Consider the following 19,801-nt stretch of genomic DNA (forward strand, 5'->3'; position numbering starts at 1 on the left):
TAATTACTACTGTTTATTCTATTCTTTAAACAGGAGGGTGAATCCTTACATTGAATAAGACCATCCTTAGCAAGATGCGATCTATTTTTGCAGTTCCCAAGAACATAGGAGAAGATACGTTTACAAAAAAGATTATCGATTACCAGGATCAGTATCTATTTTTGACTGAGAACAATCAATTACATTCCTATGTTGACTTAAAGCAACTAAAGACCGGGGATAAGGAATATTCAAATTTACATATTGATCAAATAGTTTCAAACGCGGTTTCTATTGATAAACTTGGGGTGTTTAAATCTGAACAAACTCTTTCTTTATCGTTTATTTTTAAAGCCTTAGGAGAACCTATTGTTTTAGTGAAAGATAAAAACAACGAGATTATAGGATATCTAAGAAGAGAAGACATGTTGGCTTGTATGTTTCGTGAGGAAACACGAAATATTAATATTTTACGCATGTTATTAGCTTCGATACCGATGGGATTATTTGTAGTGGATGAAGATTGTAAAATTGTTAATTACAATGAATCCGGATTAGAAATGATTCGATCTACAGAAGATTTGGTAATGGGAAAAGATGCAAGAAATATATTTCATGAAGAGCATATTAATGAAATTTTTGCTACAGGTAAGACTATCTTAAACCAAATTCGTATAACAGATAAAATGGCTGTGCTGGTTGACTACAGTCCTATAGAAACAACAAGTGGCAGTGTTGATGGTGCTATTATTATTATTCAGGATTTGCCAGCGGTTGAAAAAATGTCTATGGAGATAGAAAATGTAAAAAACCTAAATAACGATATGAACGCTATTTTGTCAACGATCTATGATGAACTAGTGGTTATAGATCGAACAGGTGAAATATTACGTCATAGTGAAAACTATAACTTTGATTTCTGGGATAGTGAATTGAATGAATTAGTAGGAAAAAATATATTTGATATGGAGGAGAAAGGAAATATATCACCATCTATAACCAAATTAGTTTTAGAAAGAAAGCAAAAGGTTTCCCGTGTTCAAGAAGGAAAAAATGGTAAAAAAGTGCTTGCTGTCGGCAATCCTATCTTTAATGAAGCTGGAGAGATGCAAAGAGTTGTTGTAGCTTCCCGGGATATTACTGAAAACACAAAATTAAAGACAGAGCTTAAACAGACAAAAGAAATGACAAAGAAGTACAAAGAGGAACTTAATCGTTTAAAGAATAAAACTGACGAATCACCTCACGAAATTATTTATTGCAGTTCTAAAATGAAGCAGATTGTTAATCAGATAGAAAAGGTGGCGAGATTTTCATCTACTGTGTTAATTCAAGGTGAATCAGGTGTAGGAAAAGAAATGATTGCTCGTGAAATCCATTGTAAAAGTGATCGTTTTAATAAGCCTTTCTTAACGCTTAATTGTGGTTCAATTCCGGAAAATTTACTAGAAAGTGAATTATTCGGCTATACAAAAGGCGCCTTTACCGGAGCGAATGAAAAAGGAAAAAAGGGATACTTTGAACAGGCGGATGGGGGAGTTTTGTTTTTAGATGAAATTGGGGATATGCCGTTATCTCTGCAAGTAAAACTGTTAAGAGTTCTTCAGGAAGGTGAAGTTGTTCCAATCGGAAGTGTTACCGCTACCACAGTTGATGTTCAGATTATAGCAGCCACAAATAAGGATCTAAACGATATGGTTGAGAAAGGTACCTTCCGGGAGGATTTATTTTACCGTATTCATGTCATACCAATACATGTTCCACCTTTAAATGAAAGGTCAGAGGATATTCCATTACTAGCATACCATACATTACAAAAACTAAATCAGCGATACAATAAAAAATGTTATTTTTCTCCAGACGCATTAACCTTACTGGAAAGCTATTCATGGCCTGGTAATATCCGTGAGTTACAAAATTTTGTTGAACGACTATTTGTGACGACGGAAGACAATGTAATAAGTGCAGCATCCGTTGATCAAATTTTGTCATTAGTGTCTAAAAACAAAACAAAACCCGTGATCAGTGAAGTAATACCTCTCCAAAAAGCTAAAGAGGATGTTGAGAACCAGCTTATTCGTTTAGCGATGGAGAAATACGGAACAACAATTAAGGCAGCTGAAGCTTTGAATATTAGCCAATCAGCAGTCAGTCGTAAGTATCATAAACTCTTACATACAAATGAATAAAAGAAATAAAAAGCAGCTTACTTATAAATTAGTGAGCTGCTTTTTGTGTGTAAAGTAACGACGACAAACATTTCTTGTTTCCATACATTACTTTTGCAATTATGAATATTTTCATAGGTTGTATGCAATTAAGTATAGAATATTTTGATTTCGGTGAAATAATTAGATGTATAAAGTTCTTTATAAACTTTGAATGTATGGTCTACATTAGGGCTTCAACCATTTTTTATGGCTCATTTTTTATCAATGTGGATATTGGCATATAAGTTGCATTATAAAGAAAGAAGAAGCTATTAATATATAGGAGGTTTTTAACAATGACAGAGAAACAAAATGTGATAAGCCCCAAAACAAAAGAGGAGCTAGTTGAATTAGATAAACGGTACTTTATTCATCCAACTTCAGTCCCTAAAAAGGCAGCTGAAGATGGACCTGATATTATTTTTTCTGAAGGTAACGGTATTTATGTTAATAATATGGAAGGCGAACCATATATTGATGGGATGTCGATGCTATGGAACGTGAATATTGGGCATGGTCAAAGAGAATTGGCAGAGGTGCGAGCGAGCAAATGATGAAAATTGCTTATTCATCAGCATTCAAAGGTTTTTCAAATGAACCAGCTATTAAACTAGCAGAGAAATTAGCATCAATGGCACCCGGAGATTTAAATTCAGTCTTTTTCACATCAGGTGGATCTGAATCAAATGACACCGCTTTCAAATTATCGCGGTTTTACTGGGAATTAAAAGGTCAGCCAAAGAAGAAAAAAGTAATTGGAATGAGAGCTGGATATCATGGAGTAACACAAGCATCTCAAAGCGCGACTGGAATTCTTGCAACGCATATTTTTGCTGGATCAAATATAAAAGGATTTTACCATGCAACTCCGCATTTAACAAATTGTGAATTAGGTGATAAAAACGACCCGGATTACGAAAACTCTATAAGATCCCTTATCGAACAAGAAGGCTCAGATACAATTTCCGCAGTAATTATGGAACCTGTGCAGGGAGCGGGTGGCGTAAATATGCCTCCTGAAGGGTATATCGAAGCTGTTAGAAAACTTTGTGATGAGTTTAATATTTTATTTATAGCTGATGAGGTTATTTGTGGCTTTGGGCGCACCGGAAAAATGTTTGGCGTAGAGAATTGGAACGTCATACCTGACATGATGTGTATGGCAAAAGGTATTACTAGCGGTTATTCGCAGCTTGGTGGCGTTATGATTAGTGACAAAATTCGAGAAGTCATTATCAATTATGAAGATGTTATGTCTCATGGTTTTACCTATAGCGGACACCCAACAGCATGTGCAGTTGCACTGAAAAATATTGAAATTATCGAACGTGACGGTCTATTGAACAACGTCAAAGAAATGGAAGAAGAATTACGGAAAGGGCTTGCATACCTAGAAAAGAAGCATGACATTGTGAGAAATTGTCGCACTCTTGGATTGCTTTCAGCATTTGAACTATATAATCCTGAAACAGGAAAAAGTTTCGATTCATCCTTGCAAGCGGCGGCTACGGTTGTTAATGAATGTTTTGATCGTAAACTTATTCTCAGGAATATTGGCGATTTTAAAGTTGCAATCGCACCGCCTTTCGTAATTAACCAACAGGAGATTAAAAACATGATTGATATTATTGATGAGTCACTTACTGTTTTTGAAAATTCACTTTAAAGAAAGCATGTTCAAAAAGACACATAAACTGGTGGTCTTTTTGAACATGACCATACCGAAGAAGACATAAAGAGATCATAACCCAAGAAAGTCACCAACTTGGTAAGGGGGAAAAAGAGATGTCGGATATAGAAGTGGCCAGTGAACATATGGACATCCAGAGGATCAAACCAGAAGACATTGATGAGGTTACTATATTGTCAAGAAAATGTTTTGGTCCCGATATGGCGTTAACGCGTGAAAACTTTGCAAATCAACTAAAGACTTTTCCGGAGGGCCAAGTGTGTCTCCGGTATAAAGGCAAAATTGTAGGCTCAGCTTCAAGTTTAATTATAAATTTTGATGATTACGGTGAAAACCACTCTTATACTGAAATATCTGATGATGGTAATATTCAGAATCATAATCCGAATGGAGAGAATTTATATGGTATAGAAGTTGGAGTGGATCCGGATTTTAGAGGGATGAAAATTGGTAAATATCTGTATATGGCAAGGAGGGAAATTTGTAAGGAATTAAATTTAAAAAGCATTATCATTGGTGGCCGCATCCCTAATTATTATAAATATGCAGACCAATTAACGCCAGATGAGTACGCCTCTGAAGTTATTCATGGAAGAATTTATGATCCTGTTCTTACCTTTCAGTATAATAATGGTTTTCAATTAAGGAAAGTGATGCGTAATTATTTGAAGGATGACAATGCGTCTTTAACGAACGCAACGTTAATGGAGTGGCATAATCCATCTTTTGCATAAAAGCCTGAAGAGAATTTATTTAAACTATGCAGACTTTTTGTATTTCCTCACAACTCTATATTATCGACTGAATATATTAGGTCAATATTAATAAAAATTTGATACTTAACGCAATTGGAGGGAGTAAGTACTCTCTCCTAGTAAGGAAAAACAGCGATTGAAAGCGATTACAACATTAAAGAGAGAAAATACCAATAAGCCTTAAAGAGATATGGTTCCGACGGTTTTGATTAATGACGGCTTTGATTAATGATAGAAAAGGAGAAATGCTAATGTCGGAAAAAACAACTCTCAAACGTTCATTAGGACTCTGGTCAATTGTTGCTCTTGGATTAGGTTATATGACACCAACTGTTGTGTTTGACACGTTTGGCATTGTGTCAAAGCAAACAAATGGTGTTGTTCCCCTAGCCTACATTGTTGCTTTAGGTGTGATGTTATTTACGGCTATTAGTTATGGGAAGATGGTACAAATCTTTCCCAGTGCAGGTTCAGCTTATACGTATACACGCGAAACCATGAATCCTACCTTAGGTTTTATGGTAGGCTGGGCATCGTTATTGGATTATTTGCTCCTCCCGATGGTTAATGCGTTAATTATCCGGATATATCTTGTTTCGTTGTTTCCCAATGTGCCAGCTTGGGTTTGGGTGGTTAGCTATGTTGCAATTGTAACAGCAGTTAATGTATGGAGTATGGGTAAGACATCTAATTTTAATATGATTCTTGTTGTTTACGGGGTTATTTTAATTGGTGCGTTCATTGTACTTGCTTGGATGAAATTGTCCCAGGGAATGGGTCAGGGAACCATCTTTACCACTCAACCTTTATTTCATGAAGGGGTGGAATTATCAGCAGTTTTTACGGGGGCAACCGTAGTCGCTTTCTCGTTTATTGGATTTGATGCCATAACAATGTATACCGAGGAAGCTATTGATGAAAAAACGGTACCAAAGGCTATTATATTAACAGTTCTCATCGGTGGTGTCATCTTTTTCGTGGGCGGCTATTTTGCACAAGCGTTATTTCCCGATGTTTCGAATTTCAATGTGACTGATGATACATTGCCTGAAATTGGTTTATATACAGGTGGAGAGATTTTTAAAATAATCTTTGTTTCTAGTGGGTTTGCGCTTACCGCTGCTTCTGGCTTAGCCTCACATGCAAGTGTATCCCGTCTTTTATACGTTATGGGTAGAAATGGAGTACTTCCACGAAAAATGTTTGGTTACGTTCACCCGCGATTTCGGACGCCAGCGTTTAATGTGATATTAGTTGGTATAGTGTCGTTACTAGCCATAGGCCCAGATCTTGAGTTAATTTCCGCTGTAATTAATTTCGGTGCGTTAATCGCTTTTACGTTTGTTAATTTATCCGTTATTGCTTATTTCATATTCATGCAAAAAAGATATAAGTCTGCTCAAGATATATTCAAATACTTAATAATGCCAATTATAGGGGCTGGACTAACTGGTATTTTGTGGTCTTTCTTGCATAAAGATGCTTTAATAGGTGGAATTGTTTGGTTGATAGTCGGGTTAGTTTACTTGTTATTTATTACTAAATTCTTCAGTGTAGGAATTCCGGATATGGAAAATGAAGATGAAGTAAGTTAATAAGATTCTGGATTATAAATTGAAAATTTAAAAGAATGAATGGAGATAATTAATGCAGAATTCATTGATACAAAAATGTCCTTGGGATAGAGTTCATGTATTTAGGTGCTTTCGTAAGTGTTACAGTATTCTTTCGTGCATAATTTTAATGCTAAATTGAATAAAGATGTTACCTTTTAATTCTTAAATTTATCGTCAATTGTCAGCATGTCCATTAAAATCATGTTGTCGCCTTTGTTATGAAGGTGTTTCATAAATAATTTATTTTGGTGTGTTGATATTGGCACAAATTTTGCAATGTTACTAATAGTACTTCATTAAACATAGAAATGGGATTGTGAGATAAAACAACTAGGTTATTACATTCCTACCGTGGTTTTAATAGCCAAGATTGAAGTGGAAATAATAAGGACTAAGGAGAAGCGCTTCAAAGTTATTAGTACTAAATTGTAAATTACCAAAAAAGGGTGAAGGAAATGAAAGTATTAAATTTAAATGGTAATCCCAAGGAAATTGGCCGCCAGCATGGAGAACAAGGAAAGTCCGAAATTAGCCAAAGTATCGAAACTTACGAACGACTTTTTTATGATTATCAAGGTATTGACTGGGGTCAGGTTAAAGAGCGGGCAAAAATTCATATACCGGCAATCGAATCATTTGATCCTGCTCTACTCGAAGAAATAGATGGAATTGCCATAGGTTCTGGTCTATCGTTTGAAGATGTATTGGCATTGAATGCACGAAGCGAAATTGCACTTACGGGGGACGCTCATACGTCGTTTAGTGACGGGTGCACAAGTATTACAACGTGCAGCCCACTTACGGTTGACACAATCATCGGACAGAATTGGGACTGGAAAGGCGCACAAAAAAATAGTTTGCTTATGCTAAACATTGAACGTGACGATCGACCAAATATTCTAATGGTGACAGAAGGGGGAATCATTGGAAAAATAGGCTGTAATGAACATGCTGTGGGTGTCGGATTGAATGCACTTCATTCTAGTAAAAAATCAGATGGGGTACCGATTCATTTGGGACTTCGCTCCGTTTTAGATTCAACATCTCTTCATGAAGCGATGGCAAAAATTCAAGAAGGACAAATGGCTTCTGCTGCGAATTTTATGATTGGGTACAGTGAAGGCGAAAATCGTGGAATGGCGTTTCATGTGGAAGTTTCACCATTTGGAATCGAAATCATAAACGATAAGAATTCCCATGGTGTGCATACAAACCATATTTGTTCACAAGAAATTCAAATGAAAGTCGGGGATGCAAATAATTTGCGTTACAGTGACTCGGAAATTCGCAAGCGTAGAGCAGAGCAGTTACTTGCGCAGGCGATTAAAACAAACACAGAAATTACCGAAGAAACTTTTCAATCATGGCTAGGTGATACATTTAACGCACCGAACTCAATTAATCATTATGTGAATAAACAGGCACCAACACACAGACAAATTGAGACGGTTTTCAGTATTGTAATGAACTTAACGACAAATTGCATTTATGTCAGTAATGGTATGCCTGCGCACACCCCATTTGAAAAATATTCGGTAAAACAGCAGAGCAGAGAAAAAGTTTAGTTATTTGAATCAAATTCTTAAGTGCTGATTTTTGCAAAAATATACGAACTTTTGTTAGTGATTAGGGCTTGATTGCTCGTATTTATCAACGTTAGTTGTCCGTAATGAAAGGTGACCGACTCCTGCGGGAAAAGCATGTGTCTAAAAACCCCGCAGGAAGTGGTTTTCTTCCGAGGAGGCTGAAGCCACGCCCGCGGAAAGCGTGTCACCTTTCATGCAGGACGACGGTAGCATGAATGAAAGTATAAAGTTCGTGTTTTACTTACCTACTGAAGACTAAATATCTTTTAAACAACTATTTTGTTTGAACTAGGAGGATTTATAAATGTATATTAATGGAAAATGGCTGGAAACTGATAAAACGGAAACGATTATTAATCCGGCAACAAAAGAAGAAACTGGCGTTGTATTTGTTGGTGGAGAGAAAGAAGCAGAAGAGGCCATTCAAGCGGCACAACACGCATTTAAATCATGGAGTGCACTTTCCGGAAATGAACGCGGTAAAATTTTAATAAACGTAGCAAAGGAACTAGTAAATAAACAAAACGAAATAGCGGAGACAATCACGAAAGAAATGGGGAAACCAATCACAGATGCACGTCGAGAGGTGACATCTGCAGCGGCATACCTTGAATGGTACGGCGAGGAGGCAAAACGCGTATATGGAGAAGTACTCCCCGCACTTGATACGAAAAAACAATTGATGGTACTTCGTCAGCCCATTGGAGTTGTTGGAGCAATTACACCATGGAATTTCCCTGTATCAATGATCACACGTAAGCTGGGGCCGGCTTTAGCTGCCGGATGTACCGGTGTGTTGAAACCCGCTCCGTCGACACCAATGTGTGCAATGGAGGTGTTCAAATGTTTTGAAAGTGGAGGTCTGCCAGCAGGAGTTGCAAACCTCGTCGTTGGTGAAGCTGAAGCAATCGGAAAGGAGATGACAAGTAATCCAATTGTTAAAAAGATAACTTTTACAGGTTCAACAAATGTTGGAAAACTATTAATGCGTAATGCTGCAGAGCATGTTCAAAAGGTATCGATGGAGCTAGGAGGGCATGCCCCGTTTATTGTGTTCGAGGATGCTGATTTGGATGATGCCGCATCTTCAGTAATTGGTACGAAATTCCGTAATTCCGGTCAGACGTGCATTAGTACTAATAGGATTTACGTACATGCATCGATAAAAAATGAATTCAGTGAACGGCTTGCTAAAAAGGTACGTGAATTAAAAGTTGGAAACGGTATGGAGAAAGATACAGATATGGGCCCGCTTGTTAACCTATCTGCATTGGAAAAAGTGGAGGATCAGGTTAAAAAGGCTACAGAAGCAGGTGCTACTGTGGTTACAGGCGGCACGCGACTAGATAATGAAGAAGGTTACTTTTATGCACCGACAGTATTGGTAGATACAACAGACGCCATGAGTATTGCAAAAGAAGAAACGTTTGGCCCAGTTGCGCCTATTTTCACGTTTAATACTGAAGAGGAAGTGGTTGAACGTGCCAATGACACACAATATGGTCTAATGGGATATTGCTTTACAAATGATTTAAGTCGAGGGATGCGTATGATGCATCAACTTGATTACGGAATGGTCGGTATTAACGATCCCGCACCAGTCGCACCGCATGCACCATTCGGTGGGGTGAAGGAAAGTGGAATTGGCCGGGAAGGTGGAACTATCGGATTACATGAATTTATGGAAGAAAAATTTGTCTCCATACGAACGTCCACAAACTTATTCTAAATAATAAAGAGACATAAGGGACAGAAATGCTATGCCCAATACGTGTATATAAAATGTGTGTGACCAGGGAACTTGTCGTTACCCTCCGAGAGGTGATAAACGGAAAATGGATCTGTCCCTTTGTATCGAAAGAAGAAAATGAAAACATAAGTAACACGTATATATGAAGAGACCTGGCATCAGTGTTAGTTGCCCGTGATATAGGTGAGACTGAGGATATCTTTCTGAACATATAGGCAATTAAAGATTTGGCAAATCACTATAAATATTTGAAGGGAGATAGAAATGACTGAGGATATGGTAAGGTTGGAGGGTATCTCTAAAAAGTTTGATAGTACTTATGCGATTAAAGAATTAAACTTAGAAATTCAATCAGGAGAGTTTTTGACCTTGTTAGGACCATCTGGATGTGGAAAGACGTCGACATTGCGGGTGATTGGGGGATTTGAAAAACCATCCTCGGGGAGTGTTTGGATTAACAGTAAAAAAGTAGATGAAGTTGAACCATATAACCGGGACGTAAATACAGTTTTTCAAAGTTATTCCTTATTTCCACATATGACAGTTGCTGACAATATTGCTTTTGGATTAAAAATGAAAAAAATTTCAAAGCAGGAAATAAAAAAGCGAGTTCGAGAAGCTTTGAGACTCGTACAACTTGAAAATTTTGCTGATAGAAAGCCAAAAAAGCTTAGTGGTGGTCAGCAGCAAAGGATTGCTATTGCACGTGCGGTCGTAAATAACCCGAAAGTTCTGCTTTTGGATGAACCTTTGGGAGCATTAGATTTAAAACTTCGTAAACAGATGCAACTAGAATTGAAACAATTACAGCAAAAGCTTGGCATGACATTCATTTATGTTACTCATGATCAAGAAGAAGCTTTAACCATGTCTGATAGGATTGTCATTATGAATGAAGGACAAATTGAACAGATTGGATTACCGGAGGAAGTCTATGAAAAACCCGCAACGAAATTTGTGGCTGATTTTATAGGTGAGACAAATTTGTTTGAAGGAATAATTAAGGAAATAAAAGACGTTTACGCAACAGTACAATGTTCTGAACAAAACATAAGAATCTATAATAATAAAAAATTACTAACAAATGAAAGCGTTTTTATTTCGGTTCGTCCAGAAAAAATTAGGGTTTCCTCTAATCCTGATAGCCATGATAACTATTTAAAAGTAATCATGAAAGATAAGATTTATATAGGATCTGTGACAAAGATAATTGCTACACTTCCCGATGGGCATGAAGTTATTGCCCATGGGTCACAGGGTATTTATGAAAACTCGTCAAAAGGCGATCAATTATATTTAAACTGGGATCCATCAGATTGTGCCGTTTTTAAATTGAAAGATAAGATGGATAGTTAATCTCGAAATAATAAATAGGGGGTTACAAAATTGAAAGGAAAATTAATTATTTTATTAACGGTTTTGGTCGCTACATTAGTCGCCTGCTCAGAAAACGGCACTGATTCATCTGATGCAAAGGGGAATGGAAAATTATCTGATGAATTAATAGTGTTCAACTGGAGTGAATACATGCCACAGGAAATTTTAGATGAATTTGAAGAAGAATTCGGGGTTGATATCGTTTATTCTACGTTTAGTTCGAATCAAGAGATGCTTGCTAAAATAAATGCTGGTACTGTTTCGTATGACGTTGTCGTCCCTTCTGATTTTTATGTAAACCGGTTAAAAGAACAGGAGCTTATTCAGGAAATTAATTTCGACAATATACCAAATTATAAAAATATTTCAGACGAATGGAAAGAACTCCCGTTTGATCCTGATGAAAAATATTCCATTCCGTACATGTATGGGTATGATGGTATTGCTTATAATAAAGAGAAAGTAGATGAGCCACCTACTAGTTGGGCTGACTTGTGGAACCCTGCATATAAAGGGCATGTTATTACAATGGAGGAACCAAAAGAAAACTTTAACATGCTTCTACAATATTTAGGGTACGATCACACTAATCCAACGGAAGAACAGCTTAAAGAAGGTGGGGAAAAGTTAAAAGAATTGGTTCCGAATTTATTATCGTTTAAGTCCACTCCAGAGGCGGAGTTTGTAAGCGGAGAGGCTTGGATTGGCTATGCTTATTCTGGGGCAGCGGCTGTAGCTTGGAAGGAAAATAAAAACGTAGGGTTCGTTCTTCCGAAAGAGGGTGGCATTCGTTGGACCGATAACATGGTTATTCCAAAGAATGCTGAACACAAATATACGGCAGAGGTATTCATTAACTATTTGTTAAGACCGGAAGTAAGTAAAAAATTGTCTGAAGCATATCCTTACGGGAACCCGAATGAAGCTGCAGTGGAAATGTTAGACGATAGCATAAAGAATAGTCCCGGCCTTATCATGCCCGAAGAAAAAATAGAAAAGACTGACTGGGGAAAGCCGCTTCGTCCGGAGAAGAAAAAGTTAATGAATCGTTATTTCCAAAAAGCTAAAGTAGAATGAGAAAAAATTTCAATGTCCAGATCGGAAATGATTTCCGATCTGGGGAACCATAATTCAATGCTGAAAGGCAGGTGTAAACATGAGGGAAGGTACAAGGAAGACGTTATTTGTGATTACTAGTTTGGTTTTTGCTTTCCTTTATATACCTATTCTTGTCTTAATAGTTTTTTCGTTAAATGATTCTAAGATAGGAACGGTATGGACTGGTTTAACATTTGATTGGTACGCTCGCTTATTTTCCAATTCGCAAATTATTGATGCGGCGCTTAATAGTTTATTTGTAGCGGTAATTACGACAATAATCTCAACAGTACTAGGAACATTAGCCGCTCTTGCCCTTCACCGTTATGGATTCCCAGGGAAACGAACAGTAGGTTTTGTTTTTTATATCCCGATCGTCATACCTGATATTGTTTTAGCTGTAGCTTTGCTGGTACTTTACAGTTTTTTAGATATTAAGTTTAGTTTGGCTACTGTAATTCCTGGTCATGTTGTTTTCGGAATTTCATTCGTTATACTTGTTCTTTTAGCGAGGTTAGCTGGATTAGATAAAGCAATGGAAGAATCAGCTGAAGACCTTGGTGCCAATAAATGGCATACATTTTGGAAAGTCACATTTCCTCTAATTTATCCTGGTATTCTAGCAGGGGCTTTATTAGCATTTACAATTTCTTTAGATGAATTTGTTGTTGCATTTTTTACGACTGGTCCAGGATCTAACACGCTTCCTGTTTTAGTCTATTCTATGGTACGACGAGGGGTTTCTCCAGAAATTAACGCATTGTCAACTATTTTGATTTTATCAGTTACACTGGTTATTGCAATTGTTGGCTGGAGAATGAATAAGAAAAATAAACAGGAGAAAGGGTTTTAAAATGATTCGAAATATAAGAACAGCATATTTGATGCTCTCTCCAACTGTATTTTGGTTTCTATTTTTTCTGATCATTCCTGTTAGCATGATAGCTGTCATTAGTTTCGCAACGAATATTGGGTTTGGTGACATCCTGTATGATTTCAATATTGAGGCGTATCAATCAGCATTTAGTTCTTTATATGCAAAAGCAATCTTGCAATCACTTTGGTGGTCAATTATAGCAACAGTTCTTTGTGGAATTATCGCTTACCCTTTTGCTTACTTTATCGCAAATGCTGGAAAGTGGAAAAATTTCCTTCTTTTATTAGTGATGGTCCCTTTTTGGACAAATCTTTTAATTCGACTTTATTCCTGGATTGTTTTAATGAATAATCAGGGGGTTATTAATAACATACTTCTCAAAACAGGAATTATTGATGAGCCAATTAAGATGCTTTATACACCATTTGCAGTTATTGTAGGGCTGGTATACGGTTTCTTGCCCTTTATGATTCTTCCAATCTATGCATCAATTGAGCAGTTAAATAAAACTTATTTAGAAGCTGCAGAGGACCTAGGAGCGAACCCCATTAAAACATTTTTCGCAGTAACTTTACCACTTACGTTTCCGGGGGTACTTTCAGGTGCAATCATGACATTTGTACCAGCTATCAGTGTTTTTGTTGTAACTGATTTACTTACGGGAGGACGCCTCCTAATGATTGGAAATGTAATTCGTGATGCGTTTTTGGTAGAGATGAATTGGCCATTGGGGTCGGCAATTTCTCTATTACTAATGATTTTGGTTTTACTATCGATGATAACGCTGATGAAGTTTACATCGTCTGATGATGAAAGTTCCTTATTATAAATGACTTTTATAATAAATATAATTTCAAATAAAGGGTGAAAATATGGATCTCTTATCAATGTGGGAAGGTACGGCGAATAAAAATGTGAATCGAGTACAGATAGAAGGAGAGCAAAGCTGTGATGTTGTTATTATCGGTGGTGGATTTACAGGACTCTCCACAGCTTATCATTTAGAAGAAAAATCCTGCAGCACAATAGTTTTAGAGAAAGGGAAAGTTGGTAGTGGGGCAAGTGGTAGAAACGGAGGCGAAGTACTGACAGGTTATCTCGGTTCGATGGAATACTGGGCAAAGAAAAAAGGTTTGCAAGCAGCAAAACAAATGTGGCAACTTTCCTTGGATTCCATTGATTTAATTGAAGATATTATTACTAAAAACTCTATATCTTGTGACTTTGAACGTAATGGTGAATTTGTTGCGGCCTATAAACCATCTCATCTGGAAGCGATGAAAAAGGATCAGGAATTTATGGCTAACAAACTGAATTATCATGAAATGGATATCATAGAAAAGAATGAAATGAAAAGAGAATTAGAAACCACATTTTATTCTGGGGGGTGTATAGATTACAATAGTGCCCATTTTCATCCGCTAAACTACACATTGGGTCTGGCTGAGGCTGCTGAGAAACTTGGTGCGAAAATATACGAACGATCGGAAGCTGTTCATATAAAACGAAACTCCAAAAACAATTTCATTGTACACACCGAAAAAGGCAAAGTTATTGCCGATAAGCTAGTTATAGCAACAAATGCTTATTCTGGTGATTTAAACAAAAAAATTAAAAAGGCAGTGGTTCCGGTTGAAAGTATTATGATTGCCACAGAGCCACTTTCAGAACCTACAGTGAAAAATTTAATAAAAAATAATCGTGCGGTATCTGACACTAAAAATCTTCTTTACTATTTTAGAAGGACTGGTGACAATCGTCTAGCATTTGGTGGCTCGGGAAGAGCATCAAGCAAACGTGATCAGAATCAAATCTATGAAAATCTTCTTGATGGAATGTTATGTGTTTTTCCACAGTTAAAAGGAGCGCGTATCGAGTATCGATGGGGAGGCAAAGTAGGATTTACGAAGAATATGCTTCCTTATGTTGGTAAGATGAAAGAAGGCATCCATTTTGCGTTTGGTTACGGCGGGCATGGTGCTGCGATGTCGTCACTACTGGGGAAGACAATGGCAGAAGATATTTTTGAAGAAGGAAATCCGAACAATCCTCTACGTGTAAAAAATTTAAAGTCCATTCCATTTCATAATCAGCATGCTAAAGCGGTCGGATTCATGAAGTTTTACAAACAGTTTCAGGATCGATTTTTAAATTAACTTTTAGTATATAAATGAGTGTCGAAATTCTAAGAAAGGATTGAGATAATGACGGAAATAGATATTTCCAATTTTGAGAATGAAATTGTTATTCGAAAGATACAAGAAGAGGATATTGATGAAATTGTACAAATTGCGCAATTGGGATTCGAAAATGCTGACATAGCATTTGAAAGAAAACACTATGAAAGCCATATTAACATTTTTCCTGAAGGGCAAGTTTGTGTCTTATATAACGGAAAAATTATTGGATCGAGTTCTAGTCTTATTGTGAATTACGATGAATATGGTGACGAACACTCAATAGATGACATTTCTGGGAACGGATACATTACGAATCACAATCCTAACGGTAAAAATCTGTATGGAATTGACGTGGTGGTACATCCTGATTTTAGGCATTTAAAAATTGGAAGGCGTCTCTATGAAGAACGTAGAAAACTATGCAAAAAATATAATCTGGAAAGTATTATATTTGGAGGGCGAATTCCTAACTATCATAAATATGCAGATAAGTTAACTGCGGAAGAATATGTAGAGCAAGTGAAATCTCAAAATATTTATGACCCTGTGTTAATCTTTCAATTAATGAATGGTTTTGAGATTAGAGGAGTGAAAGCGAATTACTTATTGGAGGATGAAGCATCTTTAAAGTATGCAACGTTGCTTGAATGGAAGAACGTGGATTATATTCCGGAAGATCGTGAAAATATACAGCCGTCAAGACCGATAAGAGTCTCAATGGTTCAGTATGGATTAAAGAACATAAATAACTTTGAATCATTTGCTTCTCGGTGTGAATATTTTATTAACCTTGCATCTAAACGACGTTCAAACTTTGCAGTATTCCCGGAAGCTTTGACACTGCAGTTGTTGTCTTTTATAGATGAAAGAGTCCCAAGCAGACAAATTCGGTCACTAATGGATTATACAGATGAATATTTGAAGCTTTTTTCTAATTTAGCTGTACGTTACAGCATAAATATTATTGCGGGTTCACATTTTGTAAAAGAAAACGGCTTTATGTATAATGTGTCTTTCTTATTTCATCGCAATGGAAAAATTGATAGACAATACAAACTGCATATCACTCCAGACGAACGAAAATGGTGGGGAATTAAACCTGGTAGTAAATTAGAAGTATTTGAAACAGATTGCGGTAAAATTGCTATCCTTTTAGGGTATGACATTCTTTTTCCTGAATTGGCAAGAAAAGCGATTGATAATGGAGCAGACATTTTGATGACACCATACACGGTTGAAGACCAGCAAGGGTACACACGTATTCGCAACTGTGCACAGGCACGGGCTATTGAAAATCAGGTTTATACTGTTATTACCGGAATGACGGGCCATTTACCTCAAGTACATCGCATGAACGCTCAATATTCATGTTCGGCTATTTTTTCACCATCTGATATAAACTTCGCAAATAATGGGGTGTCCGTTGAAGCAGATTCGAATGTGGAAATGACGGTACATGGGGATATGAATTTAGAACTTATCAGGCGTAATCGTGAAGTTGGTACAGTTACGCCTGTGAAAGATAGACGCTTGAATGTTTATTAAAATATACAGATTGTGATTAACTGAGGAAATGATCTTACATTAAATGTTTTATTTTCAACAATTCAAGAGAGCGTAAAATAGTTTGTGTAAATGAATATACCTAAACGATGGTCATAGAAAAAGGAAGACCTTTTCCTGTAGAATAGAGTTAGCACACAAAACCCACAGGAGGTCTTCCCTATGAGTCATCTTACTACAGATTTGCTAGAAGGACTAGCCCAAAAGCAGGATATTGAAGAAATTTTTCGCCATCACTTGGAAACAGCCATCAATCAGCTTTTAAAACACGAATTAACGGCTTTCCTGGACTATGAGCCTTATGAGCAGGCCGGCGTTAACTCCGGTAATTCCCGTAACGGGTTCTATGACCGAACGTTCAAAACGGAATACGGCAGCCTTGAGCTGCATATTCCCAGAGACCGCAACGGTTCCTTTCAGCAACAAACGCTGGCGCCTTATAAACGTTCTAACGACACGCTGGAACAATTTGTAATCCATTTGTACGAAAAGGGCATAACGACGGATGAAATTGCTGATTTGATCGAAAAAATGTATGGTCAACATTATTCCAAACAGACCGTTTCAAATCTGACACAGCTTGTGTCAGAAGATGTTCAGGCATTCCATGAGCGAACCCTGGAGCGACGTTATGTGTGCATTTATCTGGATGCCACCCAGATCCCGATTCGTCGTCAAAGCGTTGAAAAAGAATCGGTCTATATTGCCATTGGCATTGCAGAAGATGGCGGCAAAGAAGTACTGGACTTTACCATTGCCCCAACGGAATCCGCCAATGTGTGGGAGGAGTTGGTACAGCACTTATCTGAACGCGGTGTTGAACATGTCCTTCTCTTTATTTCGGACGGCTTGAACGGCATGACAGATGCCTTGCATCGTGTCTACCCAAAAGCCAAACATCAGGTGTGCTGTGTCCATGTTTCCCGCAATATCGCTAACAAAGTTCGTGTGAAAGATCGTGCGGCTATTCTGGATGATTTCAAGGCTATTTACGAAGCTGAGGACCGCCAGCAAGCTCTTAGTGCCCTGGACCAATTTCAAAATAAATGGCACAAAACGTATCCTCGCGCTGTCGACGCAGTGATGAGACAGGATCGCTTATTAACGTTCTATGATTTCCCGGTATCCATCCGTTCCAGTATTTATACCACAAATCTCATCGAAGGATTTAACAAGGAAATCAAACGCTACGTCAAACGCAAAGAACAATTTCCCAACGAGGATGCCCTGGAACGTTTTCTGGTAACCCAATTTTTGGATTACAACCATAAATTCGGTATGCGGTGCCACAAAGGATTTGGAAAGGCGAAGCCCGAACTACTGCAGATGTTTGAAGCGCTGGAAAATCAGGCTTAACACCGCCATCCTTGACCCTGCTTGCGGTCGTGGTGGTGTGTACATGGCGGCTGGGCAAAATAAAGCCCTCAAGGGGCTCCATCCGCACACCGAGCGTACCACGACCGATCTCTTCTACGTTCTCGCTGGCCGGGTCCCTGAACCCAACACAGCGAATCACGAAGAAGAGGCGCAGGGTCAAGGACAAGCAGCTGCCGCTGTGGCTTAGAGCAGCCACCTAATCTTGAAACTTTGAAAAACAATGGCTAACCTTCTACAGGAATAGGGTCATTTACACAAAATTATTGACGCCCCCCAATTCAAAGCTTGTTCTGTAAGCAAAATCGAAGTTTTTATTCAAGTTTAGTATATTATTGCATCAATACTATCGAAGAGTGAAGCCTTACAAAATGTTTTAGTCTGGAAAAGGAGGAATCAAAATGGATACGAAGTCAAATGAACTATTAAACAAAGACGAAAAATATGTATGGCATGCGATGCGGCATTATAATCCTGATGCAACCATGGTTATCCGTAAAGGGGAAGGGGCTTGGGTAACCGATATTAATGGAAATAAATATTTGGATGGGATGTCTGGTCTTTGGTGTGTGAATGTTGGTTATGGTCGTGAAGAATTGGCAAGGGCGTCTTATGATCAAATGAAAGAGCTTCCGTATTTTCCGATGACACAAAGTCATGTACCCGCCATTAAACTTGGTGAAAAGTTAAATGAGTGGCTCGACGATGACTATGTAATCTTTTTTTCCAATAGTGGGTCTGAAGCTAATGAAACCGCTTTTAAGATGGCTCGTCAATTTCATCAGCAAAACGGTGAACCTGAACGGCAAAAGTTTATATCGCGCTACCGTGCCTACCATGGCAATTCAATGGGGGCACTTGCAGCGACTGGCCAGGCGGAGCGAAAATATCGTTACGAACCATTAGCACCAGGTTTTCTGCATGTGACACCGCCGGACATGTATAGAAGTCCATATAAAGGAACGAAGGAAGAGCAAAGCATAGCATGTGCGGACGAAATTGATCGTGTCATGACATGGGAGATGGATAAAACGGTAGCGGCTGTCATCATGGAACCGATTATTACCGGCGGTGGTGTGATCATGCCGCATGACAGTTACTTGCAGCGGGTAAGAGAAATTTGCGATAAGCATGGGGCTTTGTTAATTATTGATGAAGTGATTTGCGGATTTGGCAGAACAGGGAAGCCTTTTGGTTTTCAGAATTACGGTGTAAAACCTGATATCGTTACGATGGCCAAAGGGGTGACCAGTGCGTATCTACCATTATCAGCAACTGCAGTTAGAAGAGAAGTCTATGAATCTTTTATGGGAAAAGAGCCATATGATAATTTTCGTCATGTGAATACGTTTGGGGGAAATCCAACGTCATGTGCCGTGGCGTTGAAGAATATAGAGATCCTGGAAAGAGAAAATCTTGTTGAACGTTCGGCCACCATGGGAGAAAAATTGCTGAATGAGATGTCAGAACTCGAAAATCATCCATATGTTGGCGACGTTCGCGGTAAAGGACTTCTTTTGGGGATTGAATTAGTCGAAAACAAGGAAACCAAAGAACCTGCCAGTTCAGACAAACTTGATCAAATTATTTCTTTCTGTAAGCAAAAAGGACTGATAATTGCAAAAAACGGGGATACCGTTGCCGGCTATAATAATATCTTGACGCTCAGTCCGCCGCTTAGCATGACTGATGATGATTTAAAGTTTATTATAAAAACAGTGAAAGAAGCATTTGCACAAATTTAAA

Annotated in this window: 15 protein-coding genes; all 15 read left to right on the top strand. The window is 37.9% G+C overall.

Features of this window, described 5'->3' with window-relative positions:
• Positions 1-74: 74 nt before the first annotated feature.
• The 15 genes from FFL34_RS15065 to FFL34_RS15130 all read left to right on the top strand — a co-directional run bounded on the left by FFL34_RS15065 (position 75) and on the right by FFL34_RS15130 (position 19,800).
• A complete protein-coding gene (locus tag FFL34_RS15065; RefSeq protein ID WP_138604774.1) occupies positions 75-2,168 on the top strand; it encodes a sigma 54-interacting transcriptional regulator in 2,094 nt (697 codons plus the stop codon).
• Positions 2,169-2,485: 317 nt separating this feature from the next.
• The gene (locus FFL34_RS18965; RefSeq protein ID WP_325053281.1) at positions 2,486-2,743 is read left to right on the top strand and encodes a hypothetical protein; all 258 of its coding nucleotides are present in this window, start codon (positions 2,486-2,488) and stop codon (positions 2,741-2,743) included.
• Positions 2,683-3,855 (top strand): aminotransferase family protein, encoded by a 1,173-nt coding sequence (locus FFL34_RS15070; protein ID WP_325053282.1) that lies wholly within the window; start codon positions 2,683-2,685, stop codon positions 3,853-3,855. The genes FFL34_RS18965 and FFL34_RS15070 overlap by 61 nt, the downstream gene beginning before the upstream one ends.
• Positions 3,856-3,974: 119 nt before the next feature.
• Entirely contained in the window at positions 3,975-4,613 is a 639-nt protein-coding gene (locus FFL34_RS15075) for a GNAT family N-acetyltransferase (protein WP_138604150.1), read from the top strand.
• 272 nt (positions 4,614-4,885) lie between these two features.
• Positions 4,886-6,229: an APC family permease gene (locus tag FFL34_RS15080; RefSeq protein ID WP_138604151.1), complete on the top strand. Its 1,344-nt coding sequence runs from the start codon at positions 4,886-4,888 to the stop codon at positions 6,227-6,229.
• A 476-nt stretch (positions 6,230-6,705) separates the two neighbouring features.
• Positions 6,706-7,815: a C45 family autoproteolytic acyltransferase/hydolase gene (locus FFL34_RS15085; RefSeq protein ID WP_138604152.1), complete on the top strand. Its 1,110-nt coding sequence runs from the start codon at positions 6,706-6,708 to the stop codon at positions 7,813-7,815.
• Between the two features lie 325 nt (positions 7,816-8,140).
• Positions 8,141-9,565: an NAD-dependent succinate-semialdehyde dehydrogenase gene (locus FFL34_RS15090; RefSeq protein WP_138604153.1), complete on the top strand. Its 1,425-nt coding sequence runs from the start codon at positions 8,141-8,143 to the stop codon at positions 9,563-9,565.
• Positions 9,566-9,850: 285 nt separating this feature from the next.
• Complete coding sequence (locus tag FFL34_RS15095) at positions 9,851-10,942, top strand: ABC transporter ATP-binding protein (RefSeq protein ID WP_138604154.1); 1,092 nt, start codon at positions 9,851-9,853, stop codon at positions 10,940-10,942.
• A gap of 30 nt (positions 10,943-10,972) precedes the next feature.
• Positions 10,973-12,040 (top strand): ABC transporter substrate-binding protein, encoded by a 1,068-nt coding sequence (locus tag FFL34_RS15100; RefSeq protein ID WP_138604155.1) that lies wholly within the window; start codon positions 10,973-10,975, stop codon positions 12,038-12,040.
• 109 nt (positions 12,041-12,149) lie between these two features.
• Positions 12,150-12,914, top strand: coding sequence for an ABC transporter permease (locus tag FFL34_RS15105; protein ID WP_234031522.1), 765 nt, complete (start codon positions 12,150-12,152; stop codon positions 12,912-12,914).
• A gap of 1 nt (position 12,915) precedes the next feature.
• Positions 12,916-13,767, top strand: coding sequence for an ABC transporter permease (locus FFL34_RS15110; protein WP_138604157.1), 852 nt, complete (start codon positions 12,916-12,918; stop codon positions 13,765-13,767).
• Positions 13,768-13,810: 43 nt separating this feature from the next.
• Positions 13,811-15,094 (top strand): NAD(P)/FAD-dependent oxidoreductase, encoded by a 1,284-nt coding sequence (locus FFL34_RS15115; RefSeq protein WP_138604158.1) that lies wholly within the window; start codon positions 13,811-13,813, stop codon positions 15,092-15,094.
• Positions 15,095-15,142: 48 nt separating this feature from the next.
• Positions 15,143-16,663, top strand: a complete 1,521-nt coding sequence (locus FFL34_RS15120; protein WP_138604159.1) for a bifunctional GNAT family N-acetyltransferase/carbon-nitrogen hydrolase family protein — start codon at positions 15,143-15,145, stop codon at positions 16,661-16,663.
• 180 nt (positions 16,664-16,843) lie between these two features.
• Positions 16,844-18,037, top strand: a complete 1,194-nt coding sequence (locus FFL34_RS15125) for an IS256 family transposase (RefSeq protein ID WP_138602395.1) — start codon at positions 16,844-16,846, stop codon at positions 18,035-18,037.
• Positions 18,038-18,450: 413 nt separating this feature from the next.
• Positions 18,451-19,800, top strand: a complete 1,350-nt coding sequence (locus FFL34_RS15130) for an aspartate aminotransferase family protein (protein ID WP_411712877.1) — start codon at positions 18,451-18,453, stop codon at positions 19,798-19,800.
• Position 19,801: the final 1 nt, after the last annotated feature.

The sequence above is a fragment of the Lentibacillus cibarius genome, from assembly GCF_005887555.1.
GTDB classification, from domain to species: domain Bacteria; phylum Bacillota; class Bacilli; order Bacillales; family Amphibacillaceae; genus Lentibacillus; species Lentibacillus cibarius.

Bases quoted from the DNA above. Each gene is read 5' to 3' on its own strand.
- FFL34_RS15065 (WP_138604774.1), top strand. From the start codon at position 75: ATGCGATCTATTTTTGCAGTTCCCAAGAACATAGGAGAAGATACGTTT.
- FFL34_RS18965 (WP_325053281.1), top strand. From the start codon at position 2,486: ATGACAGAGAAACAAAATGTGATAAGCCCCAAAACAAAAGAGGAGCTA.
- FFL34_RS15070 (WP_325053282.1), top strand. From the start codon at position 2,683: ATGGAACGTGAATATTGGGCATGGTCAAAGAGAATTGGCAGAGGTGCG.
- FFL34_RS15075 (WP_138604150.1), top strand. From the start codon at position 3,975: ATGTCGGATATAGAAGTGGCCAGTGAACATATGGACATCCAGAGGATC.
- FFL34_RS15080 (WP_138604151.1), top strand. From the start codon at position 4,886: ATGTCGGAAAAAACAACTCTCAAACGTTCATTAGGACTCTGGTCAATT.
- FFL34_RS15085 (WP_138604152.1), top strand. From the start codon at position 6,706: ATGAAAGTATTAAATTTAAATGGTAATCCCAAGGAAATTGGCCGCCAG.
- FFL34_RS15090 (WP_138604153.1), top strand. From the start codon at position 8,141: ATGTATATTAATGGAAAATGGCTGGAAACTGATAAAACGGAAACGATT.
- FFL34_RS15095 (WP_138604154.1), top strand. From the start codon at position 9,851: ATGACTGAGGATATGGTAAGGTTGGAGGGTATCTCTAAAAAGTTTGAT.
- FFL34_RS15110 (WP_138604157.1), top strand. From the start codon at position 12,916: ATGATTCGAAATATAAGAACAGCATATTTGATGCTCTCTCCAACTGTA.
- FFL34_RS15115 (WP_138604158.1), top strand. From the start codon at position 13,811: ATGGATCTCTTATCAATGTGGGAAGGTACGGCGAATAAAAATGTGAAT.
- FFL34_RS15120 (WP_138604159.1), top strand. From the start codon at position 15,143: ATGACGGAAATAGATATTTCCAATTTTGAGAATGAAATTGTTATTCGA.
- FFL34_RS15125 (WP_138602395.1), top strand. From the start codon at position 16,844: ATGAGTCATCTTACTACAGATTTGCTAGAAGGACTAGCCCAAAAGCAG.